Source organism: Microcoleus sp. C2D2 (genome assembly GCF_036702495.1).
Lineage (GTDB): Bacteria > Cyanobacteriota > Cyanobacteriia > Cyanobacteriales > Microcoleaceae > Microcoleus.
In genome coordinates, this window is sequence record NZ_JAUBTO010000127.1 from 1 (window position 1) to 25,425 (window position 25,425).

At 46.4% G+C, this 25,425-nt stretch carries 24 protein-coding genes; 14 read left to right on the forward strand and 10 right to left on the reverse strand.

From position 1 onward, the window contains the following. Positions 1-110 precede the first annotated feature (110 nt). Together rph and QUB61_RS29630 are read right to left on the reverse strand one after the other, a co-directional pair. A complete protein-coding gene (gene rph, locus QUB61_RS29625; RefSeq protein WP_333133581.1) occupies positions 111-830 on the reverse strand; it encodes a ribonuclease PH in 720 nt (239 codons plus the stop codon). A gap of 137 nt (positions 831-967) precedes the next feature. After that, entirely contained in the window at positions 968-1,528 is a 561-nt protein-coding gene (locus QUB61_RS29630) for a nucleoside monophosphate kinase (protein ID WP_333133582.1), read from the reverse strand. 357 nt (positions 1,529-1,885) lie between these two features. On the opposite strand from QUB61_RS29630, the gene QUB61_RS29635 reads away from it, so the two are divergent. After that, positions 1,886-2,413 carry a P-loop NTPase family protein gene (locus QUB61_RS29635; protein WP_333133583.1) on the forward strand — a complete coding sequence of 176 codons (528 nt, stop codon included), beginning with the start codon at positions 1,886-1,888 and terminating at the stop codon, positions 2,411-2,413. 113 nt (positions 2,414-2,526) lie between these two features. Here the strand turns inward: QUB61_RS29635 and QUB61_RS29640 are convergent, their stop codons facing one another. The 3 genes from QUB61_RS29640 to QUB61_RS29650 form a co-directional block, all read right to left on the reverse strand. Further along, positions 2,527-2,706 carry a hypothetical protein gene (locus tag QUB61_RS29640; RefSeq protein ID WP_333133584.1) on the reverse strand — a complete coding sequence of 60 codons (180 nt, stop codon included), beginning with the start codon at positions 2,704-2,706 and terminating at the stop codon, positions 2,527-2,529. 255 nt (positions 2,707-2,961) lie between these two features. Next, on the reverse strand, positions 2,962-4,173 hold the full coding sequence (locus QUB61_RS29645) for a transposase (RefSeq protein WP_333133585.1): 1,212 nt from the start codon (positions 4,171-4,173) through the stop codon (positions 2,962-2,964). Between the two features lie 150 nt (positions 4,174-4,323). Next, positions 4,324-5,823 carry a GUN4 domain-containing protein gene (locus QUB61_RS29650; RefSeq protein WP_333133586.1) on the reverse strand — a complete coding sequence of 500 codons (1,500 nt, stop codon included), beginning with the start codon at positions 5,821-5,823 and terminating at the stop codon, positions 4,324-4,326. A gap of 611 nt (positions 5,824-6,434) precedes the next feature. On the opposite strand from QUB61_RS29650, the gene QUB61_RS29655 reads away from it, so the two are divergent. Continuing rightward, positions 6,435-7,886 (forward strand): hypothetical protein, encoded by a 1,452-nt coding sequence (locus tag QUB61_RS29655; RefSeq protein WP_445300295.1) that lies wholly within the window; start codon positions 6,435-6,437, stop codon positions 7,884-7,886. A 264-nt stretch (positions 7,887-8,150) separates the two neighbouring features. Here QUB61_RS29655 and QUB61_RS29660 read toward each other — a convergent pair whose 3' ends face one another. Together QUB61_RS29660 and QUB61_RS29665 are read right to left on the reverse strand one after the other, a co-directional pair. Continuing rightward, entirely contained in the window at positions 8,151-8,321 is a 171-nt protein-coding gene (locus QUB61_RS29660) for a hypothetical protein (RefSeq protein WP_333133587.1), read from the reverse strand. A gap of 564 nt (positions 8,322-8,885) precedes the next feature. Next, on the reverse strand, positions 8,886-9,053 hold the full coding sequence (locus tag QUB61_RS29665) for a hypothetical protein (protein WP_333133588.1): 168 nt from the start codon (positions 9,051-9,053) through the stop codon (positions 8,886-8,888). A gap of 384 nt (positions 9,054-9,437) precedes the next feature. Here QUB61_RS29665 and QUB61_RS29670 point away from each other — a divergent pair, with 384 nt between their 5' ends. Then, positions 9,438-12,254: an ATP-binding protein gene (locus QUB61_RS29670; protein WP_333133589.1), complete on the forward strand. Its 2,817-nt coding sequence runs from the start codon at positions 9,438-9,440 to the stop codon at positions 12,252-12,254. Positions 12,255-12,274: 20 nt separating this feature from the next. After that, positions 12,275-13,648, forward strand: a complete 1,374-nt coding sequence (locus QUB61_RS29675; RefSeq protein WP_333133590.1) for a response regulator — start codon at positions 12,275-12,277, stop codon at positions 13,646-13,648. Positions 13,649-13,661: 13 nt separating this feature from the next. Here the strand turns inward: QUB61_RS29675 and QUB61_RS29680 are convergent, their stop codons facing one another. Next, positions 13,662-13,865, reverse strand: coding sequence for a hypothetical protein (locus QUB61_RS29680; protein WP_333133591.1), 204 nt, complete (start codon positions 13,863-13,865; stop codon positions 13,662-13,664). 42 nt (positions 13,866-13,907) lie between these two features. Between QUB61_RS29680 and QUB61_RS29685 the strand changes: the two genes are divergently transcribed. The 10 genes from QUB61_RS29685 (at position 13,908) to QUB61_RS29730 (ending at position 23,870) form a co-directional block, all read left to right on the forward strand. Further along, positions 13,908-14,072 (forward strand): thiamine S protein, encoded by a 165-nt coding sequence (locus tag QUB61_RS29685; protein WP_333133592.1) that lies wholly within the window; start codon positions 13,908-13,910, stop codon positions 14,070-14,072. A 496-nt stretch (positions 14,073-14,568) separates the two neighbouring features. Then, positions 14,569-15,036, forward strand: coding sequence for a ribosome maturation factor RimP (rimP, locus tag QUB61_RS29690; protein WP_172191967.1), 468 nt, complete (start codon positions 14,569-14,571; stop codon positions 15,034-15,036). Between the two features lie 270 nt (positions 15,037-15,306). Beyond that, entirely contained in the window at positions 15,307-16,596 is a 1,290-nt protein-coding gene (gene nusA, locus QUB61_RS29695; protein WP_333133593.1) for a transcription termination factor NusA, read from the forward strand. A gap of 94 nt (positions 16,597-16,690) precedes the next feature. Continuing rightward, complete coding sequence (locus QUB61_RS29700; protein WP_333133594.1) at positions 16,691-16,999, forward strand: YlxR family protein; 309 nt, start codon at positions 16,691-16,693, stop codon at positions 16,997-16,999. Positions 17,000-17,400: 401 nt separating this feature from the next. Beyond that, positions 17,401-20,592, forward strand: a complete 3,192-nt coding sequence (gene infB, locus QUB61_RS29705; RefSeq protein ID WP_333133595.1) for a translation initiation factor IF-2 — start codon at positions 17,401-17,403, stop codon at positions 20,590-20,592. Positions 20,593-21,064: 472 nt separating this feature from the next. Continuing rightward, the gene (locus QUB61_RS29710; protein ID WP_333133596.1) at positions 21,065-21,805 is read left to right on the forward strand and encodes a low-complexity tail membrane protein; all 741 of its coding nucleotides are present in this window, start codon (positions 21,065-21,067) and stop codon (positions 21,803-21,805) included. A 241-nt stretch (positions 21,806-22,046) separates the two neighbouring features. Further along, the gene (locus QUB61_RS29715) at positions 22,047-22,271 is read left to right on the forward strand and encodes a hypothetical protein (protein ID WP_333133597.1); all 225 of its coding nucleotides are present in this window, start codon (positions 22,047-22,049) and stop codon (positions 22,269-22,271) included. A 409-nt stretch (positions 22,272-22,680) separates the two neighbouring features. After that, entirely contained in the window at positions 22,681-22,848 is a 168-nt protein-coding gene (locus QUB61_RS29720) for a hypothetical protein (protein WP_333133598.1), read from the forward strand. A 27-nt stretch (positions 22,849-22,875) separates the two neighbouring features. Continuing rightward, positions 22,876-23,196 (forward strand): hypothetical protein, encoded by a 321-nt coding sequence (locus QUB61_RS29725; protein ID WP_333190246.1) that lies wholly within the window; start codon positions 22,876-22,878, stop codon positions 23,194-23,196. 65 nt (positions 23,197-23,261) lie between these two features. Further along, positions 23,262-23,870 carry a glycosyltransferase gene (locus tag QUB61_RS29730; protein ID WP_333133600.1) on the forward strand — a complete coding sequence of 203 codons (609 nt, stop codon included), beginning with the start codon at positions 23,262-23,264 and terminating at the stop codon, positions 23,868-23,870. Between the two features lie 396 nt (positions 23,871-24,266). Here the strand turns inward: QUB61_RS29730 and QUB61_RS29735 are convergent, their stop codons facing one another. Together QUB61_RS29735 and QUB61_RS29740 are read right to left on the reverse strand one after the other, a co-directional pair. Continuing rightward, the gene (locus tag QUB61_RS29735; protein ID WP_333133601.1) at positions 24,267-25,148 is read right to left on the reverse strand and encodes a DegT/DnrJ/EryC1/StrS family aminotransferase; all 882 of its coding nucleotides are present in this window, start codon (positions 25,146-25,148) and stop codon (positions 24,267-24,269) included. Between the two features lie 42 nt (positions 25,149-25,190). After that, complete coding sequence (locus QUB61_RS29740; RefSeq protein ID WP_333133602.1) at positions 25,191-25,367, reverse strand: hypothetical protein; 177 nt, start codon at positions 25,365-25,367, stop codon at positions 25,191-25,193. Positions 25,368-25,425: the final 58 nt, after the last annotated feature.

The window sequence follows — 25,425 nt, forward strand, 5'->3', positions numbered from 1 at the left end:
TATTTAATATTTAACGATTTTACTAGCTTTTTCATTTTATCTCTTTTTTGACACATTTGCCAAAGTGAGATGCACCCAAAGCGATCGCTCTGCTGTTGCATCAGGTTTACCTACTCAACTAAAGCCTGCCGCTGAGCCTCTAACAATTCTTGAATTCCTATTTCTGCCAAATCCAAAATTTGATTTAACTGACTCCGACTAAAACTTCCATCTTCCGCAGTTCCCTGAATTTCGATGATATTCAAATCTCCATTCATTACCACATTACAATCAATTTCAGCCGCCACATCTTCAAGATAATTCAAATCTAAAAATGGCTCGCCTTCCAAAAGCCCCACAGACACGGCCGCCACTTGACGAATAATGGGCGATCGCACTAAATCACCTTTTTGGACCAACTTATTCAAAGCATCAGCCACAGCCACAAACCCGCCAGTAATTGAAGTCGTGCGAGTCCCAGCGTCCGCTTGCAAAACATCGGCATCGACAAGTATGGTGCGTTCTCCCAATAATTGCATATCCAAGCACGATCGCAAACTGCGCCCAATCAACCGCTGAATCTCTTGAGTCCGTCCCGATAATTTCATAAATTCCCGCTCTTGTCGCTGCGGCGTAGAACCAGGCAACATTCGGTATTCCGCTGTTAGCCAACCTTGTCCGGTATTCTCCAGAAATCTAGGGACTCCCGGCTTGATTGTCACGCTGCAAAGTACCTGAGTATCGCCACTTTTTGCGAGTACGGAACCGCTAGCAAATTTGGTAAACTCTCGATCGAAACTAATCGGACGAAGTTGATTTGGTTGTCGGCCGTCGGGACGCTGGAAAGACATAAGATTTAGGTGATTCGTAATGGGTAATAGGGAATTAAAAATTGGGAAGTAGGCATTAATATTCCAGCTTTATTTGATTCGTTACATATGCAGCCATTCAATCTAAAATCTAAAATCTAAAATCTAAAATGGTCTGACTATTTGCCCTTAGCCTCGATCAAATTGAGAAGCTCCTGCTGGACTTGTTCTGGCGATTGGTCGCCATTGACAGTTAACAGTTTGTTGCGGTATTCGTAATACTCTAAAAGAGGAATAGTGCGTTCGTGGAACAAATCGAGCCGACGCTGTAAAATTTCAGGGTGGTCGTCCGATCGATCGCGCTCGATCGATCGCCTCAGCAAAACCTCGATCGGCACTTTCAACAAAATCGCCCAATCTAGCTGCTGAGCCAAATCGTCCAACAAAAAATCCAACTCCTCAGCTTGAAAAGCCGTTCGCGGATAGCCCTCCAACACCCAGCCATTAAACACATCCCACAGCAGCAGCCGGCGGCGAAAGAATTCAATCATAGTTGCGTCGGGAACTAATTCCCCTCTTTCGACATAAGACACCGCCAGCTTGCCTAAATCTGTGTCTTGTGCGATCGCCTCCCGTAGAATGTCCCCCACAGCCAGCAAAGGAAGGCTCAAATTGCTGCACAGTAGTTCAGCCTGAGTTCCCTTTCCCGCTCCTGGCCCTCCCAGAATCACCAATCTCACAGTCCCTGCTCCTAGTGCCGCGACATTCAAATTCTACGCGATGTGTACCTTTTCTTAACAGTCCTGGACTTCCCAAGACTCTCATCACCTTGCTTTTTCACCCTCTAACTATCTAACTGGGGCGATCCCCGCCGTATTTTGGTAAAAAAACCGGTTTCTGCCGCAAGCTGCTTGCTTGAGTTCAAAAATCGAAGAAACGACTGCGAATGCCACTGCAGCGAGCTTTTGACAACTTGTATATCTAGCGTTCGATCGGATGTGCACTCGGCCCAGTACACTATATATTGTCAAGCAGGCTTCAGCCGCGCCAAGGTCGGAGCTGCACTCAAGACTTAGTTGCTGATTAAATATTGCCCTATGGTTGCTCAGTTACAAACCCCTAAACTCAATTTAACCCACAGCTTGCCCTACACAGTTCAAGGGCTGGTGCAAGTTTTTACAGGCCCGTACCGCTGCTTTTTTACCAGTGTCATGGCTCAGGCCCTCAGAATTGCAGGACAGGGATCTCCGGTGCTGGCGGTGCAGTTCCTCAAAGGGGGAATCAATCAAGGGCATCAGCAGCCGGTGCGGCTGGGGCAAAATTTAGATTGGGTGCGGTGCGATTTGCCCCGCTGCATTGACAAGGCCGATTTAGATGAGCTTGAGACGCAATCGATCGAACAATTGTGGCAGTATGTTCAAAATGCGGTGCGCGAAGGCCGTTATGCGCTAGTTATTCTCGATGAATTGAGTTTAGCCGTTAATTTGGGCTTGATTCCCGAAGCCGAAGTGGTGGCATTGATTGACAGCAAGCCGCATCATTTGGATATGATTTTTACCGGGCCATCCATGCCCCAAAGAATTTTGGATGTGGCCGACCAAATTACTGAAATTCGCCGCAGTTAAGGACAATGATTCAAGTTGCGATCGCCTTTTTAGCGGGATCATTTTTTATGTAAAAAAAGAGGCGATCGCTTAGCTCAAAGAGCGATCGCACGCCGATCAATTTAGCAGCGACATTACGGTTGAACTACCGGATCGAACACAACAGTCAATCGATCCGCCGGAACCATCCGCTTGAGAATTTTCAAGTGACCGTCTGCATCAGACCAACTGCGAAACTCACCCACAACCACCTTTTCCACATTTGGGAGCGAGCGAACTACAGTCCACGGCTTGAGACGTTTTTCTTGCAACATAATAGATATATCTCCTTGGTAAATTGGAGCAAAAGCTAGTCCCGATGCTTTTCCACGGACCAGGACTGGGCTGCGACTTTGTACACTTGCCCTTCTCTAAAAACATATCACAAAAAAATGGTTTGCGATTATATCTTATTTTCCTAGTTTTTTGTACATTATTTATATATAACATATCGCTCAGAACATATCGCTGACGATCGCCCACCTGTAATAAGCTCCTACCCATCTAAAGCGTCTTTGACACTCCCGGGCCTAAAGGCGTGGGGATTCTTGCTTCGCAGGGATTCCAATGAATTTACCCTCAGCAAACATCTTAACCGTATGCCCTACGGCTGCAAGTCCTCTAATTAGAACTACTTGGGCTGCTGCAACGTCTCTGTCGGTTGCATAACCACAACTTGAGCAATTATGAGTGCGTTCTGATAGTTTTTTTTTGCCTGTTTCTGTACCGCAATTTGGACAAATCTGGCTGGTTTTTCTAGCATTTACTTTTTGGAAATATACGCCACGCTTAAAGCAAGTTTGTGACAAAATATTGAAGAATTGACCAAAACCAGCATCTAAACAATGCTTGCCCAGCATCCCTCTAGACAACCCAATCAGATTTAGATCCTCCACAAAAACCATTCCTGTATCAGTACAAATTTGGTGCGATAGTTTGCGATGCCAGTCTTTGCGGCAGTTTGCAACGTACTCATGCAGCAAAGCAACTTTTTTCTGAGCCTTCTTCCAATTGTTCGAGCCAATGCGTTTTCTACTGACACTTTGTTGCAGCAATTTAAGCTTGCGTTCTGCATCAACAAAAAACTTCGGACGCTTGGTTAAAAGTCCATCTGAAGTTGCAATAAAATTAGTTAATCCGATATCAATTCCAACTGGATGGCCGTGCGGAATTAGATCGGGAATAGATACATCCCATTGAACGGTTAGCATTACATACCAACCACTCGATCGCCTGACTACTTGTGCTTGCTTAATTGTTCCGTCATCAGGAATAGATCGAGATTGTCGAAACCTTACACAGCCAATTACAGGAAGTTTTATGAAATTGCCTTTAAGAGTATTTACACCCAGTTGTGGAAATACAAAAGACTTCATCGCCCCTTTTTTCTTGAATCGGGGGAATCCGTGATTTTGTTCCCACATACTAACAAAAGCTTTTTCTAGTCTACGCAATGTTTGTTGCAACGCTTGAGCATTAATTTGTTGCCGTGGGCTAGTTTTTCTGTATGCTGTTAAAGCTTTACACTGACTTAAATAAGTTGGTCTTACTTTTTCCGCTGGAATGATATATTCAGAACGAATAGAACAAGCGTTAATCTGACATTTGCGTGAGTTATACCAGTCTTTACGCTCGGCTAGTGCATAGTTATAGACTTTGCGGCATTGTTCTAGCCAGTTTTCACAAATCGCTACTTGTGCCGTGGTGAGTTTTAATTTGAACTCAAACGTTAGATTAAACACTTGTTTTTCCTCCTTACTTTATTCTACCAATAATCTACGAAATATCAAAACATTTCTTAGAATCTTAGAATTAAAGTCGCCCTAGAAGGGCGAGGCTCTGACCCCAGTTTTTCGGTAGGTAATACAATCCGTTGCCGAACTTCCTCCTTCCTACAAATCCCGGCGCGACAGCAGAAACCAGATCCCACCCAAACCCAAAACACCGCACAAAACCCCGCCTTCCCACCCAAAAACAGTCCCCCCCGGCAAATGTCCAGGCTTTGCCTTAGAAGTAAAATTCAGCTCCGTATAATATACCCACTGGCCGTTAACCCGCCAGCCCACTCGATCGCCAAACTTCTCCCAAACTGTAGCATCATAAACACCAGCCTCTCCCCCCGACTTCAGCCACAAAGCCTTTTGCACAGAAAAACCGAATCTGCGGTGACTGTGCCGCACCCAAAGTTGATCGATAGTCTGCAAATCCTTAGCTGGAAACTTCCTAATATCTTCCTCGCTCAAATAACCCCGTGAAACTTGCTCCATCACCTCCAGCATTTTCACAGAAGTTTCCTCATCGGCACCCCGCCAATTTTTAGCAGCCAGCAGCCTTGCCAAGTGAGAATAATCAATACCTTTTTCCGACTCTAAATTCTCAGAAACTACTGGAGTCTCAGTCACAGGTTGAGTCGGTACAGAAGGACTAAGAACAGTTGCCTGCTGCAAGTTTTCCAACCCTGGGACAACAACAACAGGAGGTTTTAAAGCCTCCAAAACTTCCACAGCCGACTTGTAGCGGTCTTTAACATATTCCTGAATCAACTTATCCAAAACCTGACCTAAATCATCGCTAATTTTTGTTCCTTTCGGCAAAGCCTCCCTCCAAAGCCAGCGGCCTTCAAGCGGGTCGTAAAGGTCATCGTGAATGTCCCCGTAGATATCGAGATAAGGCATAACAGAAGTCAGCAAGCGAATGCAAGTCACCCCCAAACTGTAAAGGTCGCTAGCAGGAACAGCCCTACCGTGACGCTGTTCTAGAGCCGCGTAGCCGGGAGTTCCCAACTTAGTTCCAGTTTTAGTCGGAGCAGCAGCTACTACCTGTTTGGAAACCCCAAAATCTATCAGCACTAACTTACGATCGCGAGATCTGCGGATCACATTCTCAGGCTTAATATCGCGGTGAATTACATTTCTGTCGTGAACAAACTTCAACAAAGGCAACAAATCTAACAGCAGTTCGCTCGTTTTATTTTCGCTATAAGCACCGTACTTTTCTAACTCATCCTTTAAATTATTGCCATCAATAAACTCTTGCACCAAATACAAGCGTCCATCTTCCTCAAAATAAGAAATCAACTGAGGAATTTGCGGGTGTTTCAGTTCGTATAACCGCCTTGCCTCTTGTTCAAACAGCCGAACATATTTTTTAAAATGACCGGGCTTCCGCTGAAACTCTTGAGGGGGCGACAACTGTTTGATCACGCACAGTTCCTCAAATTTTCCATGATTAACAGCTCGGAAAGTCCTGCCAAATCCCCCGTCGCGCAGCGGCTCAGTTGCCGCATAAAGGTCTTTTAGCAGCAGCTTTGAACCACAATTAAGACAATACTTTGTGCCTGGTGGGTTCTGACGCTTGTCTCTTGGGCAATCGAGATTAAGGCAGTATGTCATATATTAAAAAAATGCGAACAAAATTATAGTCAGGGTTTCATATTATTCAAGAGTCCGATCGCGAGCTGGTTTTTGTAGAGGCGAGACCTCGAACCCTACGGAGGCGGCAGCCACCCTCGCGATCGAAGGGGGCGCGATCGCCCGACTGCCCCTGAGCAAGTATAACTCTCTTGAGGGTTTCACCTCAAACTCGAAGTCCAAATCTAACCAAGCGAGTCCGATCCGTGCAATACATTTGATTTAGCGGTCAAATAGCCAGTAGATCGAACAGAAATAGTAATTTATTACCAGCCCCGTTAGCTGTGCAACGCAAAAAAAAACTTAGGATTCCCCCTGAGATATAATTTTATTGCCAGAGAGAAGCAGACTAACGGGAGCCACAGCTTCCGTCAAGTTCGATCGACTTTAATATTTTAGCAGTATAATTTTTTACCTAACCAGGCCAAATCAACAATCCAAAACTCCCCAACAAACGCAGGTTAAAATAAATACTAGCTCGCTCGATCGCAATCCGAGCGATCCCCGACAACTAGCCAGTTTTCCCTGTTTTCTTTTTTCAGCTATTACCAGTTACATCTATTTCGATCGGTCTACGTAATTAGGAACCGCCAGTGACACCAAAAATACAGCCCTCTCAAACTCCAAACTCCCGCAAAAAATTACCAAAAATACCCTGGTTCGAGCGGTTCATGGCACTGGTCGCCCTAGGAAATTTAAGCCTAGTATTATTTGACATAAGTTACGTGTCCGGGCGAGATTTCTACTTCCGGCAACTGCCAGTTCTCACTCAACTATACGACCCCTTTAAAGGAATTCAACCCCACCGAGACACCCAGAAATATCTAGAAACCTTAGAAGAATTAAAAATTCAAGTAGAGCAAACAGGCTTGCCCTCCCCCGAAGTAGCAGCAAAATTGCAGGAAATAAACAATCTGAGCACGAAAATGATCGACGAAGATCCCTTTCGGGTAGCATCAAAAAGCGGCAGCCTAGAAAAAATAAAAGACCGGATGCGCGATCGCGCCCCGAATCCGCAAGACTCCGCTAAACAATCATTCCAAACATTCTGGAGCCCTGACTATTTAAACCAACAAGGCTGGCAAAAAGAAATCCAGTGGTTTGACGCCAAAATCAAGCCATTAATCGCCACCAACTATTACCGCACGATCGGAGAAAACGGCGAATTCACCGATAACTTCTGGCAAATCGACCTGCCATTTATTGCCATATTCGCGATCGAATTTCTAGCCCGTACCTACTCCATCAGCCGCCGCCACCGCAGCGTCACTTGGCGAGCAGCCATGCTCTGGCGATGGTACGACATCTTCCTGCTGCTGCCATTCTGGCGCCTGTTGCGAGTATTACCCGTCACAATTCGCATCCACCAAGCCAAAATGCCAGATCTCGAACCCATACGCACCCAAATCAGTCGAGGTTTCGTCGCCAACTTCGCCCAAGAACTGACCGAAGTAGTAGTAATTCAACTGATCAACCAGATGCAACAATCAATTACCACAGGCGAACTAACTCGTCAACTCTTTCAATCCCAAAAACAGCCCTATGTAGACATCAACAATATCAATGAAATAGAAGCGATCGCCACCCATCTCGTGCAAATAACCGTCTACAAAGTCCTCCCCCAACTCCAGCCAGACCTAGAAGCCCTCCTCCGGTACACTATTGAAAGCTTCCTCAAACAATCCCCCCTCTATCAAGGATGGAAGCAAGTACCCGGGCTGGGAAACCTGCCCGAACAGCTAGCAGAGCAATTAGTTGCAGAACTGTCAAAATTAGCCACTCTCGGCCCCCAAGATGCCTACGAAGCCTTCAAAATCGCCACCGAAGACCCCATAGGCATGAAACTCTCAAGCCAGCTAGTCCAACATTTCGGGCAAGCTTTAGGAGCCGAACTGCAACAGCAGCACACCTGGCAAGAAATACAACTGCTGCTGTGCGACTTCCTAGAAGAGTTCAAAATCAACTACATTCAGCGATTGAGCGAAGAAGACTTCGAGAAAATTTTAGAACAAGCCAAAGAACTGCAACGGATAGCCCCGCGTTAGGGCCTGTCATCAGTTGATCCCTAACGCAATAACCGCGAAGTAGATTGATCCCACAAAGTTGACTTTGGGCTTGTCGTAGCGCGCGGGAATGGCTCGATACTGCTTGAGTTTGGCTTCATAAGTTCTCAATCAAGTGGCGAGCTTTATAACGCTCTTCGTAAAAACTCCGCGCGTTCGCGTCGGAGATGAAACCTGCGTTGCAGCCTTTAGACCGCGAGTTATTCCCACTAATTAAGTTCTCAAAATTTATTTGAAAGTTTCCGGTTAAATCAGCACCCGATGATAGTGAGCCGTGAGGGCAAATTTCACAACTTGATTGCTAACTTTTGGTGGTAAGGATTTATACTCGTCCTTGGGTTTGACGATCGCATATAACTGTTTGAGATTTAAAGCATATCCCGCGTTCGACCCCGACTGAAAAAAGTGTGACCTCATGCAATAGTTAGCATGATTGTAGAGTTTTTTTGACAGGAAGGATAAGCGATCTAACCGTTGAAAAAATTGATGCTGTCTGTCTATTTAATGTCTTTCAACAACTATCATATTTTCTGGGGGCAGAAAACTTTTTTGGGTTGAGATCCGGTAATGTACGGTAAAATCCAGGGATTATCTTATCTAGTGCCACACCGCTTCCACGAACAACCGATTGTAGGCAGGATGTCGCACACACATAACCTTCACCTCCGGGCAACAAATCTTTGATCCTTTCCCACTGGTCATCCCCACCGGGCATAACGGCAACTTGTTCCTGGCGATCGAATCCTTGTAGTCAGTTGTATCTCTACTTTACCTTCCTTGACATCAACTGATGACAAACCCTAGCCTCAAGGATTTGAATAACCTTAAAATCCTTGCCAGCCATGTGTTCACCTATAATTCCCAATTCACTATTAAGCTTACATAGTTTCCCAGAAATAAAAGAATAGCCCTAACCCCTATCCTGTGTCATAATCCCCTCTGCAGCACCGCTTTACTTATTTTTTCTTCCGCTATTAGCAATTAGCCATTACCCTGCTGTAACTCCTGCAAATGAAACTTGCTTGAATTGTAAAGTTTCATGTGCGATCGGCATTGTCTACCAGAGTCATCTGCTGGGTTGTGCATCAAATCTTCAGCGCGGTACTGAGTTAGACCGCCCTTAGGGTTCTCAGCGGCCTGGCGTGTCATGTTTTTAGCGTTATATCAATTTATATGTAAGTTTGATGAAATTCTACTGTTGAGAGCCAATCTGTAAAGTAAAGTTAAAAACTACTACCAATAGCTCTAAACCCAGTAATCTATTAGATATGATTGCTAACAGCTTTCCTAAAGGCTAAAAAGTTTTACAACTGCTATAAAAAAAATCAGGCGCGTCAGCATCTTTAGTCAACTATAATTATAACCCTCTCCGAGAAAACACGTAAGTAGCCATGCTTGTTCAAGCAAGTTAGTGTCTAAAAATTTTCACTAACTATAAGAGATTGCTTTTCAATATATATTTCCTCAGCCTCATTGCACTAAATCCACTGAGATTTTTCAGCAAACTCGTTACCCCAGGAGTAACACAAATCCATGTCACACACCTCTGCAACCACTTTCTTATCAAACCGTTCTAAAAAAAAGGTGTCCCTGCGCCTGATTTTAGTATTCCCATTCGTTCTGCAAATCTTTGCAGCCGTCGGGCTGACAGGTTGGCTATCCTTACGCAACGGACAAAAAGCAGTCAACGAAGTTGCTAGCCAGTTGCGGAGTGAAATTACGGCCCGCATCCAGCAGCAGCTAAACACATACCTAGATACAGCCCTTCGCGTCAATCAACTGAATGCCAATGCCATTCGACTAGGATACTTAAATCTAGACGACTTAGAGAGTACAGAGCGCTATTTTTGGGAGCAACTACAAGCCTTCAATTATATATCTAATATGGGTTTTGCTACCAAAAATGGAGAGTTCATTGCCGTTGAACGTCTAGAGGATGGCAAAGTAATTTTTAAAATAGCAGACAAAGAGCATCGGAATGAACTTCATATCTATGACTCTGATAGCAAAGGCAATCAAACAAACCTCTTACAAGTCTCCCGTAACTATGATATACTCACTCGTTCCTGGTATAAAGATAGTGTACGCTTAGGCAAGCCGACATGGAGTAAGATTTTTCCGATTGTCGGTCAAAAAATGCTCTCGCTCCCCGCCGGATATCCCGTTTATGACGCAAGTGGTGAGCTAAGCGGAGTATTAGTTGCTAATTTTCTGCTCTCTTTCGTCAGTGACTTCCTGCACAGCTTAAAAATCGGACGTTCGGGAGAGACATTCATTATAGAACGTTCGGGACTTCTAGTGGCTAGTTCAAATCTCAAAGAGCCATTTATTACCAAGAATGGTGAAATCGATCGCCTGAATGCTTTAGACAGCAAAAATGATTTACTTCGGCTGACAACAGCGCATTTAAAAGAACACTTTGGCGACCTCACTAAAATTAACAGTTCTCAACAATTAGATTTTACTCTCGCCGGCCAGCGGCAATTCCTCCAAGTCATGCCATTTCAGGATAGCCGAGGCTTGGACTGGCTGATCGTGGTGGTAGTTCCTGAAAGGGATTTTATGGATCAAATTAACGCCAATACCCAGACTACCATTTTGTTGTGTTTGGGAGCCTTGGCGCTGGCTACTGTTTTAGGAATATTAACCGCACGCTGGATCACCCGCCAAATTATCCTTTTGAGCAAAGCTTCTAGGGCAATTGCGAGTGGAGAATTAGAGAAAAATGTGCAGATAAAAGGCGTAGAAGAACTAGAAGTTTTGGGTCAGTCTTTCAACATTATGGCCCAGCAGTTGCGCGAATCCTTTAAGGCGCTAGCCAAGACCAATTCAGAGCTAGAAATCCGAGTAGAAAAACGCACCGTCGAACTCACGGAAGCTAAACAAATCGCTGATACTGCCAACCAAGCTAAAAGTGAATTTTTAGCGAATATGAGTCACGAATTGAGAACGCCACTCAATGGCATTTTAGGGTACGCTCAAATCCTAGAACGATCGAACACGATGGCTCCGAAAGAGCTCCAAGGTATCAGTATCATTCACCAGTGTGGCTCCCACCTGCTAACCCTGATCAATGACATCTTAGACCTCGCTAAAATTGAAGCCCAGAAATTGGAACTGTACGCGAAAGATTTTCATTTTCCTTCCTTTTTGCAGGGAGTCGCGGAAATCTGCCGCATCCGAGCCGAACAAAAAGGAATTGCCTTTGTTTATCAACCCAGTTCTGAACTGCCTGCAGGCATCCATGCTGACGAAAAACGCTTGCGACAGGTGCTCATTAACTTACTGAGCAATGCAATTAAGTTTACCGAGTCGGGAGGGGTGACTTTTAAGATAGAACCTCTGGAAAAGGGGACAGGTGAAAACTTACAAAGCAATGAGCCAAAGCCAGCCTCACCAATTCACAAAATTCGCTTTCAAATAGAAGATAGTGGCGTTGGTATGACACCAGAACAATTAGAAAAAATATTTTTGCCTTTTGAACAGGTAGGAGACAGCAAGCGTCATGCGGAAGGCACCGGACTCGGTTTAACAATTAGCCAGAAAATTGTCGAAATGATGGGTAGTACAATTCAAGTAAAAAGTCAGTCAGGATCCGGCAGTGTTTTTTGGATAGATTTGGATTTACCGGAAGCGGGAGACTGGGCAAATACAGCCACGATTGCCAAGCTAGGAAAGCTAGTTGGCTACCAAGGTAGAAAGCAGAAAGTTTTGGTTGTGGATGACAAATGGGAAAATCTCTCAGTCATTGTCAATCTGCTCTCACCCCTCGGATTTGAAGTAACCGAAGCTAAAAACGGTCAAGAGGGTTTAGAAAAAGTAGAAGAGTTTAAGTTTGATATGATTATCACTGACTTGGTGATGCCAGTGTTAGATGGCTTTGAGATGATGCGCCGTATCCGAAATTTGCCACACTATAAAGAAGTGGCAATCATTGCTTCATCGGCGAGTGTATTTGCTACCGATCAACATAAAAGTTTGGAGGGTGGAGCCAACGATTTTCTCGGTAAGCCAGTGCAGGCAGAAGAGCTATTTGATATCTTGCAAAAGTATTTAGAAATCGAATGGATATATGAGGAAGAAAAGCAGGAAGAAATCAGCACTATTTCCCTTGACTCTGCTCCTCCATCACTTTCTGAATCGACCTCTTTAATAGCTCCCCCGCCCGAAGAAATTGAAATTTTATTTGAACTAGCTATGAGAGGCAACGTAAAAGCAATTGTGGAGCGCAGTGAGCACCTAGAAAAATTGGATAAGCAATTTGTTTCCTTTGCTATTGAGCTGCGCCAGTTAGCCCAAGGCTATCAGGTGAAAAAAATCAAAGAGTTTATTAAATCCCACAGATTATAAAAATAATGAAGGTAGGCAATATGGAAACAAGCACCATCTTAATCGTCGATGACAACCCTAGCAATCTCGACGTGCTTTCTGAAGCCTTAGCTGGTTCTGGATGGGAGATATTGGTAGCAACTGATGGCGAAACTGCCATCGAACAGGCTGAATACAGTCAGCCTGATTTGATTCTGTTAGATGTGATGATGCCAGGAATTGACGGGTTTGAAACCTGTCATCGGCTGAAGGCAAGTCGGTTGACTAACGAAATTTCGGTGATTTTTATGACGGCTCTGTCTGACATAGGAGATAAAGTCAAAGGCTTTAATCTAGGGGCCGTGGATTACATTACTAAGCCTTTTGAACAACAGGAGGTGTTAGCTCGCGTCAATCTCCATTTAACACTGCGTTCTTTGACTAAAACTCTCGCACAGCAAAATCTGCTTCTCAAACAGGAAATTGAAGACAGGTTCGCAGCAGAAGCAGCGTTACATCAGCTCGCGCAGGAGTTAGAAAAACGGGTGGAAGAACGAACGGCTGAACTTTCTCAAGCTTTGGAGAATCTTAAAAAAGCTCAAGTGCAAATCGTTCAAAGTGAAAAGATGGCTTGCCTTGGTGAACTTGTAGCTGGGGTGGCTCACGAAATTAACAATCCAGTTAGTTGTATCTCCAATAATATCCCTATTGCCAAGGAATATATTGCCGATTTGCTCGGGATGATTCGGCTTTGCCAGCACAGCGTTACTTCGACATCAGAATTTGAGGATAAGTCGTTGGAGATTGAGTTAGATTTTATTGTTGAAGATTTACCCAAAATTATTGATTCAATGGCGGTCGGAACAGAGCGACTTTACAATCTTTCTATGTCACTGCGTAATTTCTCTCGGTTGGATACATCGGCACTAACGCCAGTGAATATTCACGATGGGCTAGATAGTACCTTATTAATTTTAGGGCATCGACTGAAAGCTAAAGGAACTTTCCCAGAAATTGCAGTGATTAAAGAGTATGGCGAATTGCCGCTAGTCGAGTGTTATCCGGGGCAACTTAATCAGGTATTTATGAATATATTGGCGAATGGAATTGATGCTTTAGAAGAGTATACAATAAGTTGTCCGCTGTGCGGGGAAAAGAAACAGAGCCGCAGTCCACAGATTCGGATCTGCACTGAAATGCTTGAGGGTGACAGAGTGGTGATTCGGATTGCTGATAATGGGGTTGGCATAAATGAGGAAGTAATGCAGCATTTATTCACGCCGATGTTTACTACTAAATCAGTGGGTAAAGGGACAGGTTTAGGTTTGTCTATTAGCCGTGAGATCGTAGAAGAAAAACATGGTGGTAAGCTGAGCTGCATTTCGTTGCCCGAAGGGGGGGTAGAGTTTGTAATTGAGCTTCCTATTCAGCATTAGTAATGGGGATTTTTTATGGTGAATCTTTATTTTGCTGTTTTGTCAATATACCGTTAATCATGCGATCGCCAATGTCTAATCTATTAATCACCGTCACTGTCAGTCGATTTGAGATTTGAGACGGGGGCGCGAGACGTTCGGCGAGAGGTTCGGCTCGCGCCCCCGTCTCGCCGTCGAGTCGCGCTCGCCGTCGAAGGATTTGAGATTTACTCCACACATGAATCTGGGAGCTTGAACTAGGGTCGAAAATTTTGGACCGATGGCGATTCCTGTCGTTCACAAGTATCCGTTTTTGGGCGGGGTCAAACTATTGGCTGCCTATGAAGAAGGATACGGCTTGTCCGAACTGAAATTAGAATTTCCCAAGGAAACTCCCGTATCGCAAGTCCTAGAACGCCTGAGTGCCTCACGCCTACTGTTCTAACTATGGGCGCTCGCACCCGTGAGCGGTATCAACCAGGAATTGGTTTTCGCCCCACCCCACTCCAAAACGGTGATGAAGTGGTCCTCATTCCCCCTGTCAGCTCTCCCCCTCTCCCCTCGGACACTCGCCCGAGGGCGATCGGTTTGTCACCGAGCGGGCGATCGAGCTAAACTGAGAACTGAGGCCTCCCTTCGATCGGAAGAAGTCCTCAAACTTCTTGGAAGAAATTGTTTTACCTAGGAGTGGGTCAAGCCCACTTTTTTTGTTGCATTAGTCGCAGGAAAAGAGCTCAGGGCGTCAGACTTGCAAGTTGAGGACCGATCCAGTAGGGGTAATCCCCCCGCTGGAGAGCCCCTGCAGGGATGTTGGCTAAGTCCCAAAGTTGAAGAGGAAAGTCGCAGCCACCTAATCAAACCACCTCAAAGCCAAGCAATCTCAACACCAAATTTTTCTTTGCCCGTATCCGAGTTCAGGAGTTTTAACTTAAGTATTCGATATGACTCATCCCCTAATCCCACAAATCATTGACTTAGCTACCCCCGTTGCGGAAACACTGGGATTGGAAGTAGTGGGAGCAGTGTTTCACACCAACCAAAATCCTCCCGTCTTGCGGGTAGACATCCGCAACCTCCAACAAGACACCGGTTTAGCCGACTGCGAGCGCATGAGCACAGCCCTCGATGCCGAGTTAGAGGCAGCCGACATCATACCCGATGCCTACGTGCTAGAGATTTCCAGTCCCGGAATATCCCGATTGCTCAGCAGCGATCGAGAATTCATTACCTTTAAAGGTTTCCCCGTGACAGTCAAAGCCACCGAACCGGACTCGCGAATCAAAGAGTGGAAAGGGCTACTCCTCTCCCGGGATGAAACAGCGGTTTATCTCAATCAAAAAGGGCGACAGGTTAAAATTCCCCGCCCTCAGATTGTCAAAGTTGAACTAGACGAAGGAAAGGAAAGGTAAAGGGAAATTTTGAGTTTTGAGTTTTGAGTTTTGAGTTTTGAGATTGCCTCGCAGCAAGCTGAAAACGCTTCGCTGCGAGTTACTTTTTAACAATCACATCTTTAGCAGCGGGTTGAATAGGAACAACAAATAAATTGTTACAGCACCCAGCTCCCCTTATCCTATCCAGTAACTCATCAATCATCTGCTATTGCTTTTACTCGAAAATTTCCCAGTACCAATTACCGATTACCAGTTACTTATTACCAAAGCAAAAAAGGAGTGTTTTATATGTCAATGGTTCCCCTGCCCGGACTAAAAGATATGGTCGAAGGTATTAGCAAAGAACGCAATTTACCCAAACACGCCGTCCAAGCAGCCTTGCGGGAAGCTCTGCTCAAAGGATACGAACGCTACCGCCGCACCCAAAAACTCGACCACTTCAGCGAAGAATACTTCGACAACTTTGATGTAGAACTCGACGCAGAACAAGAAGGTTTCCGTGTTTTAGCAAACAAAACTATTGTCGAAGAAGTCATCAATCCCGATCACGAAATCTCACTTTCGGAAGTGCAAGAAGTAGCCACGGAAGCTCAACCGGGCAGCATTGTGCTCGTAGACGTAACACCAAATCAAAAAGAATTTGGTCGCATGGCCGCCATCCAGACCAAACAAGTTCTCGCTCAAAAACTGCGCGACCAACAGCGCAAAATGATTCAAGAAGAGTTTAAAGATTTAGAAGAAACCGTTCTTCAAGCAAGAGTGCTCAGGTTTGAGAGGCAGTCGGTGATTTTAGCAGTCACCAGCAGCTTCGGTCAGCCAGAAGTAGATGCCGAACTCCCTAAGCGCGAACAGTTGCCTAACGACAATTACCGGGCAAACGCTACATTCAAGGTTTATCTCAAAAAGGTAGGCGAAGGCTCTACTAGAGGGCCGCAGTTACTTGTTTCCAGAGCCGACGCAGGTTTGGTGGTTTACCTGTTTGCTAACGAAGTACCAGAAATAGAAGACGGGGTGGTGAGGATTGTCGCCGTAGCTAGGGAGGCAAATCCGCCCTCCCGGCACGTCGGCCCCCGGACTAAAATAGCAGTTGATACTCTCGATCGCGACGTAGATCCGGTAGGAGCCTGCATCGGAGCGCGGGGATCGCGGATTCAGGTAGTAGTCAACGAATTGCGCGGCGAAAAAATAGACGTGATCCGCTGGTCTCCAGACCCAGCAACTTATATTGCCAACGCTCTGAGTCCCGCTAGAGTAGATGAAGTGCGTTTAGTTGCTCCAGAAGGCAGGAGAGCTCACATTTTGGTCGCTGAAGACCAACTGAGTCTTGCCATTGGCAAAGAAGGTCAGAACGTGCGCCTGGCAGCCCGCCTCACCGGTTGGAAAATTGATATCAAAGATATTGCTAAGTACGATCGCGCCGCCGAAGACACTAAATTGGCCGCAGAAGCAACCAGGCTCGAAGAACTAGCAGGCGACTACGACGCAGACGAAGCATCCGGCTTCGACGGCGACGAGGAAACCGCAGAATTTGAGGAAGAGGAGGCAGGCGCCACGGAGGAAACCGAAGCCGCCGTCTAAAAACTGTGACATTCACAATATTTTCTCTCGAAGGGAGACAAGGAGGACTTGTCCCCTACTCCCCCCTCTCCCCCTACTCCCCCTTTCACAAGAAATGAAACCGAACTACCGGTGCTGTGCAAGTTGTCGAAAAATAGCTCCTAAGGAAGCTTTTTGGCGAGTAGTCAGGCTCTATCCTTCTCATCAGGTACAATTAGATCGTGGCCTTGGCCGTTCGGCTTACCTTTGTCGGGAAGCCGAATGCCTCAAAGCAGCTCAGAAAAAAAATCGACTTGGGCGATCGCTCAAAGCGCCTGTGTCTGACGAACTGTACCAAACACTTTGGCAGCGTTTAGCCACATCTGACTGTAAATCTGACCGCACATCTGACACCATCCCGGGCCGGGCGAAAAACCGACAATAGTTCGGCCTCGACTGTATAAACCCTCTTGGCAGCCCTACCAGTAATTACCGGTAGCGCCAGCTCTAAAACCCCAATCCGATCTGCCCACCAGTCTGGAAAGATTTGTGTCAGATTAGATAAGGGTAGGGTACTAGCAGAGGTATCCTCAAGGTGGAAAGGCAAACTTTGAAGCTTGAGATAGTGGCTGTTGCCAAAATTCAGACTTCAGAGTTCCAAGTTCCCAAAAAGACTTGAGAATTCTCCAACCGCAGACTTCAGCGAGTTGCATCTTTTAGATAAAATTGCTGAGCGAGTACCAAAACCCTGATTCCTGACACTGAATCAATCACAGCGAATGATGTCGTCATTAGAACAAAAAATCACAATGTAAAAACTGGTTGGCACAAAAGAGGGCAGAGTGGATGAACAACGGCAAAGTAAGAATTTACGAATTATCACGGGAACTAAATTTGGATAATAAAGACATCTTGGCAGTATGCGAGCGGCTCAATATTTCAGTCAAGAGCCACAGCAGCACAATTACAGAATCCGAAGCAGAACGCATTCGCAAAACGGCTGAAAAATACGTAGCCAGCAGCCACTCTTCCCCCGGCAAGCCAGCTCCCCCCGAAAGAGCAGCAGCGCCATCTAGAGAATCTGGCCCTCACCCTAACGACCAACAAAAAAAGCAGCAAATTTTAGAAATACGCAGTCCAAAAGTACGGCCGGCTGGTGCTTCCTCCCAGCCTGCGGGCAACGAGGAGCAAAAAACCCAGCCTGGGGCAACCGTGGCAACTCCTCCAAAATCGCCCGCCGCTCAACAACTCCAGCCTCCAGCTAAACCAAATATCAATCGACCTGTACTGTCGAAGCCAAATGTCGCTGTCTCGGCGGCTCCGTCAGAAACAGTGTCGGAAACAGTGTCGGAAACAGTGTCGGAAACAGTAGATGCGATCGCGGAAACAACCGCGCACGCGGTGGCATCTCTGACACCTCAACCTTCATTGGAAAAGGCTCCAGAACGCACCAAGCAACCGCCGGTGGCCCCCCCCGGGCCGTCGGCAAAACTAACGTCGCCACCAGTCAGAGCGGCGTCCGAGTCGGCTAGCCGTACCCCACAAAATCTGGGAAACAAGCCGGTACTCAAACTTGCAAAAACCGAGCAAGAGCAATCAGAACAAGCAGAAACTCTGGAAGCGCCGGCTAAACCGAGCCGCCCCAGCAGACCTGCACCGTCCGCTTCTACCGAATCTCGCGACGCGCAAAGACCGCGCCGGGAAGGCGCTGGTGGCCCAGTAAAAACTCAACTGGCCGATCGACCCCAGCCCGGTGGCCCGCGCCGGAGCCTTGCTCCCGCAACGTCAGCTACCGGGCTGCGTAGCCGGGGCGGTGACACCGGAGCCTCCGGGGATGACACTGATGAGAATGAAGAAGATAATACGCCGTTGCTGGAGATTCCTCTCCTCAGCAGGCCAACTCTCCCTCGTCCTGCCAAAAAGACATCGGTCATTTGGGAAGAAGATGATGACGAAAACTCAGATGCTGCCAAAGCTGCCAAGGCTGTTAAGGCAAAACGTTCTCGCCTCAAACCCATAGACGAGGATGACGATGACTTAGAAAATGGCTTGGATCTGCCAGCACCAGTCACGGTCAGCCTGTCCCTAGCCCGCCCAGCTAAAGCGAAGGGACAAGCAGCACCCAAGTCAACACCAACTCCGGGCGCACCCGGAAGCAGCGGAAAAAATAAGAGACCGGGCCCTTCTCACGATAAAAGTTCTTCTTCAGGTTCGAGCGGGGGACGCGGCAACCGGGGCAAAACAGCAGAAGCTAAGGTAGAACGTCCAGAAAAGCTGTATCTAAGCAGGCCGATGACCGTTCAGGAACTAGCAGTTACTCTTGCTGTTCCCGAAACCGAAATTATTAAGCGGTTGTTCTCTAAAGGCATTGCGGTCAACATTACCGAAACCCTGGACATTCCAGCGGTGAGGATGGTAGCCGAAGAAATGGGCGTAGAGGTGGAAACCCCAGAAAAAGTAGCCCCAGCTATCAAAGTGATCGAGATGCTGGACGCAGCAGATTTGGAATACCTCGAACGCCGTCCGCCAGTGGTAACGATTATGGGACACGTGGATCACGGCAAAACTACCTTGCTCGATTCGATCCGCAAAACAAAGGTAGCTCAGGGAGAAGCTGGGGGGATTACCCAGCACATCGGGGCTTACCACGTGGATGTGGAACACGATGGCAAAAGCCAGCAGGTGGTATTTTTGGATACGCCCGGCCACGAAGCCTTTACAGCGATGCGGGCTCGGGGAACACGGGTTACGGACATCGCCATCTTGGTGGTGGCGGCCGACGACGGTGTGCGACCCCAGACAATTGAAGCGATCAGCCACGCGAAAGCGGCGAAAGTGCCAATTGTCGTGGCTATCAATAAAGTAGACAAGGAGGGTGCTCAGCCGGAACGGGTGAAGCAAGAGCTTACTGAGTACGGCTTGGTCGCAGATGACTGGGGCGGCGATATCACGATGGTGCCAGTCAGCGCGATCCGAGGCGAAAACCTGGATACGCTGTTGGAAATGATTCTGACAGTCGCGGAAATGGAAGACCTCAACGCCAACCCGAACCGACCGGCTAAGGGTACTGTGATTGAAGCTCACCTCGACAAGGCAAGGGGGCCTGTGGCAACTCTGCTGGTGCAGAACGGCACTCTGCGAGTGGGCGATATTGTGGTCGCAGGCTCGGCTCTGGGCAAGGTGCGCGCAATGATCGATGACCGGGGCGAACGCGTAGAGCAAGCAACTCCATCCTTCGCGGTGGAAGTGCTGGGGCTGCGGGAAGTTCCTCGCGCCGGAGATGAGTTTGATGTCTTCGCAAACGAAAAAGAAGCTGCGGCGATCGCCTCTGGAAGAGCTACATCCCAACGAGATTCCCGCCTGCTGCAAGGTGGTCGGATCAGCCTCAGCGGCTTCTCTCAACAAGCTAAGGAAGGCGTTCTCAAGGAACTCAACTTGATTTTGAAGGCAGATGTCCAAGGCTCCCTCGAAGCAATTGTCGGCGCTCTGACTCAACTTCCTCAAAAAGAAGTTCAACTCCGACTGCTGCTATCTGCTCCTGGGGAAATTACAGAAACGGATATTGACCTGGCAGCAGCCAGCAATGCTGTGATTATCGGGTTCAATACTACTCTGGCCACCGAGGCTCGCCTCGCGGCCGACCAAGCGGGCGTAGACGTGCGGGAATACAGCATCATCTACAACCTCTTGGATGACATTCAAGGGGCGATGGAAGGTCTGCTGGAACCCGAACTGGTGGAAGAACCTTTGGGTCAAGTCGAAGTGCGCGCTGTCTTCGCGATCGGTCGCGGGGCTGTGGCTGGATGTATGGTACTCTCTGGCAAAGTCATCCGTAACTGCAAGGTGCGGGTGCGCCGGGGCAACAATGTCGTTTACGAAGGTGTCCTCGACTCCCTCAAACGGATGAAGGAAGATGCCAAGGAAGTCAATGCTGGCTTTGAATGCGGCATTTCCTTGAGCGGGTTTAGCGACTGGGCGGATGGGGATATGATTGAAGCCTACCGGATGGTTACTAAGCGCCGGACTCTATCTCAATAGTTTTGAGCTGTGAGTGTTGAGTTGGAAGAGAAGTTTTGAGTGAAGGCAACTAAATTGCCGATCGCTCGCCACTATTCTCTTCACTCAATACTCCCAAACTCATCACTCGCAACTTTTGTGTTTAACTTATAGCAGAAGGAAGAAAGTTTTAGTTATCTAGGAGAAAAGGAAGAAGGTTTTAGTTATCTAGGACAGAAGGAAGAAGGAAGAAGGTTTTAGTTATCTAGGACAGAAGGAAGAAGCAATAAAAGCAAAGATGTCAGCAATTAACAACGTCCTAATCGTCTTGGCTGTTGCTGAAAATTCAAAATTCAAAACTAAAATAAGACTTACGCAAAGCAACCGAGTTTCTCCCCAAAATGCTGGGTGGGATCGCGAGATATGTACTATTCGCAGCGGGTTTCTGGGTCAAGAGTGGGTTCCTGGCTGTCAAAACTCAAAATTCAAAACTCATAACTCATAACTATTTAAAGTGCGTTCTTTTTGGTCAGAGCCTTTTTTGTGGATTCACCTTTCTGGGGCGGCTGCACTGCCGATTTTCCTGGGACTGTGCTTGCTGGGACTCGCAGTGGGTTCTCCCCTCCTCCCTGTCTGGTTAGAAATGTTTTTAGTGGCTGTAGCAGGTATTGTTCCTGTGCTGTGGATGCAGTGGTTCCGCCCTTTTTACATTTTTAGTATTTTAGTTGTGGCGGTGAAACCGCAGAATTTAACTTCTTTGCAGCACCGGATTCTGACTCGGTTTAAAACTAACTTAAATAAAGGACTTGCTCTATTTGTGGCTGTTTTGCTGGCAGTAATTTTGTGGCAGCTCTACCGATTCGCTCCCCTCGCGGCTTCGGTGGCTCCCTTTCCTCCTTCCTGGCGGTGGGCTGGATTGTTGTTGGCAGCTTCTGCTTTTTTAGCTAGCAATTTGTTTTTGCAGGTGTCTGCTAGTGTCATGGCGGTTTTGCTGACGCCGGAATCAGAATTTGCAGCGACAAAGCCTCATGTGTTAGAAAAAATTCGGCAGGATTTTACGATCGCGCCTTGGCAAGTCGATCGACTTTTGCCGGCTTTGGCAGCCGAGACAACTGCCGCTGTTGCTGCACCCGCAGAGTCAATTGAGCCAGCATCCGGCATAGGGAATTCGTCAGCCGGCAGTATTGTCAACCCAAAACCTGCTGACACCAACGGCGTTACATTTCTACCCGAACAGTCGAGCGAAAAAAAGTGAAATAAATAATTAAGATGGGCACAATTGTAATTTAAGCTACTTTACTTTGGACAGATATATGCTGTAAAAAAAATAGGTGATGCCCCTCTTCTGATTGAGATTATTAATAGTCTTAATATTTAATTTTTAATCGCAGGTTGTGGATATTTTATATGGGCTATCTGGAGATAAGAATCTATAATAGAGAGTGTCAAGGTAAGCTTTCAATGCTTACAGGGGATTAAAACAGAGGTATAACAATATGGCGAATTATCTACCGATCGCAGAAGAACCTCAAGCCGCAGAGCCGATCGAGCTGTGCGAAGATTCTGAAATCTGGGGCAGTCTCAAATCCGCGATCGGCGCAAGTTCAGGATTTCAACGCTGGCAGCTAGAACTCAATTTTGAGCGTCAGCAGCAAAATGCCACCATCGATCAGCAGGTTCGGTCCTATCTGCGGGAAACTTTAGAAACTTTGGCTTACTGAATGCCCTAAAACCAAATATTGTCACGGTTTGTGAATTTTAGAGCCCAATTCTGCTGGCATCCCCTCCAATATGCTATGTGAGTGCCGACAATAATTGTCGATCGCAACTTCGGATCTCAAATTGCAGGGGACAGTATTTCTCCTTTCTTAGTCGGGATTAATTCCCGCATTCTACTTGCAGCACACTCTCAGAAAAATTCCGACAAAATTAGCCTCAAACCCCCCATACAAAGCGACTGCGGCCGCTATCTATTGACGTGCCTTTTGCCGAAACTCTTTATAATCAGACTGAAGCCAAATAAAATTAATAGTTTTAGAGTGGCAGTACATCAAACCGTCCACATAAACCTGATAACACATCTTTGGCACCCTAAGTCCTATGTATACTTTATAACCAGAGTTGAGGAAAATGCGCTTAGTCATAGCGGAGAATGCCGGCGATTGCGCAGAAGCCTTTGAGCGCTTGGCTCAAGGGGGAAGCGAAACATACTACGCTCAAAAATATTCTGTTGATGCTGTTACCGAGACGGCAAAACGAGCGGAGTCAGTAACGGTTATTTGTTGCAGGACACCATAATTTAAGGTTCAGGTTCTAGAAAACGGCGTGCGGGCGATCGGTTGCGGATTTAAGGACAAAATTAATTCCCAAAAATTGATCGAATTAATTGCTGCGAAAAATCCGAATCACTTAATCATGCGGACGCTTCTTCCAGAAGTTTTTAAGTGGGCAATTAAAAACAAAATTAGAACCATCGCTGTATTTGCAGAATCTATTGCGCCAACAACTTGGCGAAAGAAAATTCGCAACTATTTCCTCGCTAAGTTGTTGAATAACAAGCAAATAGAATGGGTTGGGACTTACTGCCTTACTTCATCTTTATTGTTCAAAGAAATTGGAGTCAAACCAGATAAAATAATTCCTTGAGACTTCCTGTAAGAGAGCGATCCCGGTTCTATTTACCGAAAAAAATTCCTGTTAGCATCAAAAACTTGAAACTATTTTACGCTGGTTTATTAATACAAAGCAAGGGAGTTGGCGATATCTTAAAAGCCGTAGCCAAGTTAAGAGAGCGGAATATATCAGTCCACTTAAAAATGGCAGGTATCGGCGAAGAAGAGTTCTTTTACCAGCGAGTCGAACAGTTGCAAATTAAAGATTATGTAGAATTTCTGGGATTATTGCCAAGTCAGACTGTAGAACATTTAATGAGAGAATCCGATCTCGTGTTAGTTACTAGCAGGCATGAATATCTCGAAGGCTTTCCCCTGACAATTGAGCACGCTTTGCGCAATAGAACACCGATAGTAGCTTCGGATCGCCCGATGTTTAAAACCTACTTGAAGCACGGCGTTAATTCCATGATTTTTGAGGCGGGGAACTCTCTGGCTTTAGCAGAATGTATCGAAAAACTAATTTCGGATTCAGCGCTTTACCACAATCTTTCTGTCGCTTCTCACTCAACCTGGTATAAGTTGCGCCTGCCTGTCAAATGGGCTGAATTGATCGATCGCTGGCTGGAGGATTCTCCTGAAAGCAAAGAGTGGTTGTTTGAAAAACGGCTGGCTTCTAAATACTACAATCAAAAATCAAGCAGATAATTAGGTTAACCATTTGCGAGTTCCGGTTCAAAATGCCTAGGAAGTTTCCCAACTAAGCTTAAGATCGTTATCTTGCACTCATTTTAGATTTATTAAAACAACCCCTAATATCAATTCCGGTTACACCGGAATGATGGTCCGTTGGGAGTTGGGAGTCGTCCGTGGGGGAATGTGGAATTATTGACCTTGACTCGATCGTGCCCATGCAACCGGAAACGATATAATTACTTAGCTAAGGAAAGCAGTTAGGGGTTGTTTTAATCGCGACTTGCTTGAAAACTTTAGCCTGCTGTTGCTAAAGCTGGATTCTTAGTTTTGCAGATCGCCAAACACTTTTTAACAGTCGCAATTATATCTTCCACATCTGCATCTGTTAATTTTGCCGAAATCGGCAAGCTAACTGTATGCCGCCCGATGTAGCTCGCATTCGGATAGTCTTGCGACTGCCATCCCAACATTTGTTGATAGATTTTTAGGATGTTCCGGCATACTCATGTAATGTACGCCGACACCGATATTTTTAGCATTGATAGCGTTGAGAAACTCGTCGCGGCTGATTCCTGCTTTGGCTTCATCTACCAGAATGGTGCACAGGTGATAAGCATGAATTGTATCCGGTTCGGGGTTCGCGGGCAAAGTAATCGGCAGATCCGCAAATGCTTCGTTGTAGCACTGCCAAATCTGCTCGCGCCGCTTCCAATAAGGAGCAACTCGTTTCATTTGATGAATGCCGATCGCAGCTTGCAGATCCATCATATTGTATTTAAAACCGACTTCCACCACTTGGTAGTGCTTGTAACCCGAGTCTCCGAAGCGCTTCCAAGCATCTTTGCTCATACCGTGCAGCGCTAAAATTTTGAGCCTGTCGGCGTCTTCTTGACGGCCGACGAGAATCATTCCTCCTTCACCTGTCGCGATATTTTTGGTAACATAAAAGCTGAAGCATCCGAAGTCGCCAAATGTGCCTGCTTTCCGTCCCTTGTACTCTGTTTCGATCGCGTGAGTGCAGTCTTCAATTAACTTCAAGTTGTGACGGCGAGCCATCTCGCAAAGCGCATCCATGTCACAGGGACGGCCTGCAAAATGAACCTGCAAAATTGCTTTTGTTTTTGGAGTTATTTTAGCTTCGACTTGAGCGGGGTCAAGATTCATTGTCACCGGATCTACATCCGCCAGTACCAGTGTTGCGCCTGCGTGAATAATCGCATTAACTGTGGCACAAAAAGTCATCCGAGTAGTAATGACTTCATCCCCCGGTTGTAACAAAGCAGCGAACATGCTCAAGTGCAGTGCCGCCGTACAGGAATTGACTGCTATCGCCTACTGGGAACCTTTGTAAGCTTTGAAGTCATTTTCAAAACTCATGACTTTAGAGGCTGTACCGAACCAACCTATTTTGATGGTTGACACCACTTCTTGAATTTCAGTATCTTCGATCGCCGGAGCACCGAAAACCAAAAAACGGTCTTTTGAACGAATATAGCGATCGCAAATCATTCATAAATCGATCGAGGGTTCGATCGAGCAGTAGTTTCATGAGAATGTTGGCTCAAAA

Bases quoted from the DNA above. Each gene is read 5' to 3' on its own strand.
- QUB61_RS29700 (WP_333133594.1), top strand. From the start codon at position 16,691: ATGAAACCGAACTACCGGTGCTGTGCAAGTTGTCGAAAAATAGCTCCT.
- QUB61_RS29740 (WP_333133602.1), bottom strand. From the start codon at position 25,367: ATGATTTGCGATCGCTATATTCGTTCAAAAGACCGTTTTTTGGTTTTC.
- QUB61_RS29720 (WP_333133598.1), top strand. From the start codon at position 22,681: ATGCGCTTAGTCATAGCGGAGAATGCCGGCGATTGCGCAGAAGCCTTT.
- QUB61_RS29650 (WP_333133586.1), bottom strand. From the start codon at position 5,823: ATGACATACTGCCTTAATCTCGATTGCCCAAGAGACAAGCGTCAGAAC.
- QUB61_RS29660 (WP_333133587.1), bottom strand. From the start codon at position 8,321: ATGAGGTCACACTTTTTTCAGTCGGGGTCGAACGCGGGATATGCTTTA.
- QUB61_RS29715 (WP_333133597.1), top strand. From the start codon at position 22,047: ATGGCGAATTATCTACCGATCGCAGAAGAACCTCAAGCCGCAGAGCCG.
- QUB61_RS29665 (WP_333133588.1), bottom strand. From the start codon at position 9,053: ATGACACGCCAGGCCGCTGAGAACCCTAAGGGCGGTCTAACTCAGTAC.
- QUB61_RS29640 (WP_333133584.1), bottom strand. From the start codon at position 2,706: ATGTTGCAAGAAAAACGTCTCAAGCCGTGGACTGTAGTTCGCTCGCTC.
- infB (WP_333133595.1), top strand. From the start codon at position 17,401: ATGAACAACGGCAAAGTAAGAATTTACGAATTATCACGGGAACTAAAT.
- QUB61_RS29735 (WP_333133601.1), bottom strand. From the start codon at position 25,148: ATGTTCGCTGCTTTGTTACAACCGGGGGATGAAGTCATTACTACTCGG.
- QUB61_RS29675 (WP_333133590.1), top strand. From the start codon at position 12,275: ATGGAAACAAGCACCATCTTAATCGTCGATGACAACCCTAGCAATCTC.
- rimP (WP_172191967.1), top strand. From the start codon at position 14,569: ATGACTCATCCCCTAATCCCACAAATCATTGACTTAGCTACCCCCGTT.
- rph (WP_333133581.1), bottom strand. From the start codon at position 830: ATGTCTTTCCAGCGTCCCGACGGCCGACAACCAAATCAACTTCGTCCG.
- QUB61_RS29685 (WP_333133592.1), top strand. From the start codon at position 13,908: ATGGCGATTCCTGTCGTTCACAAGTATCCGTTTTTGGGCGGGGTCAAA.
- nusA (WP_333133593.1), top strand. From the start codon at position 15,307: ATGTCAATGGTTCCCCTGCCCGGACTAAAAGATATGGTCGAAGGTATT.
- QUB61_RS29670 (WP_333133589.1), top strand. From the start codon at position 9,438: ATGTCACACACCTCTGCAACCACTTTCTTATCAAACCGTTCTAAAAAA.
- QUB61_RS29635 (WP_333133583.1), top strand. From the start codon at position 1,886: ATGGTTGCTCAGTTACAAACCCCTAAACTCAATTTAACCCACAGCTTG.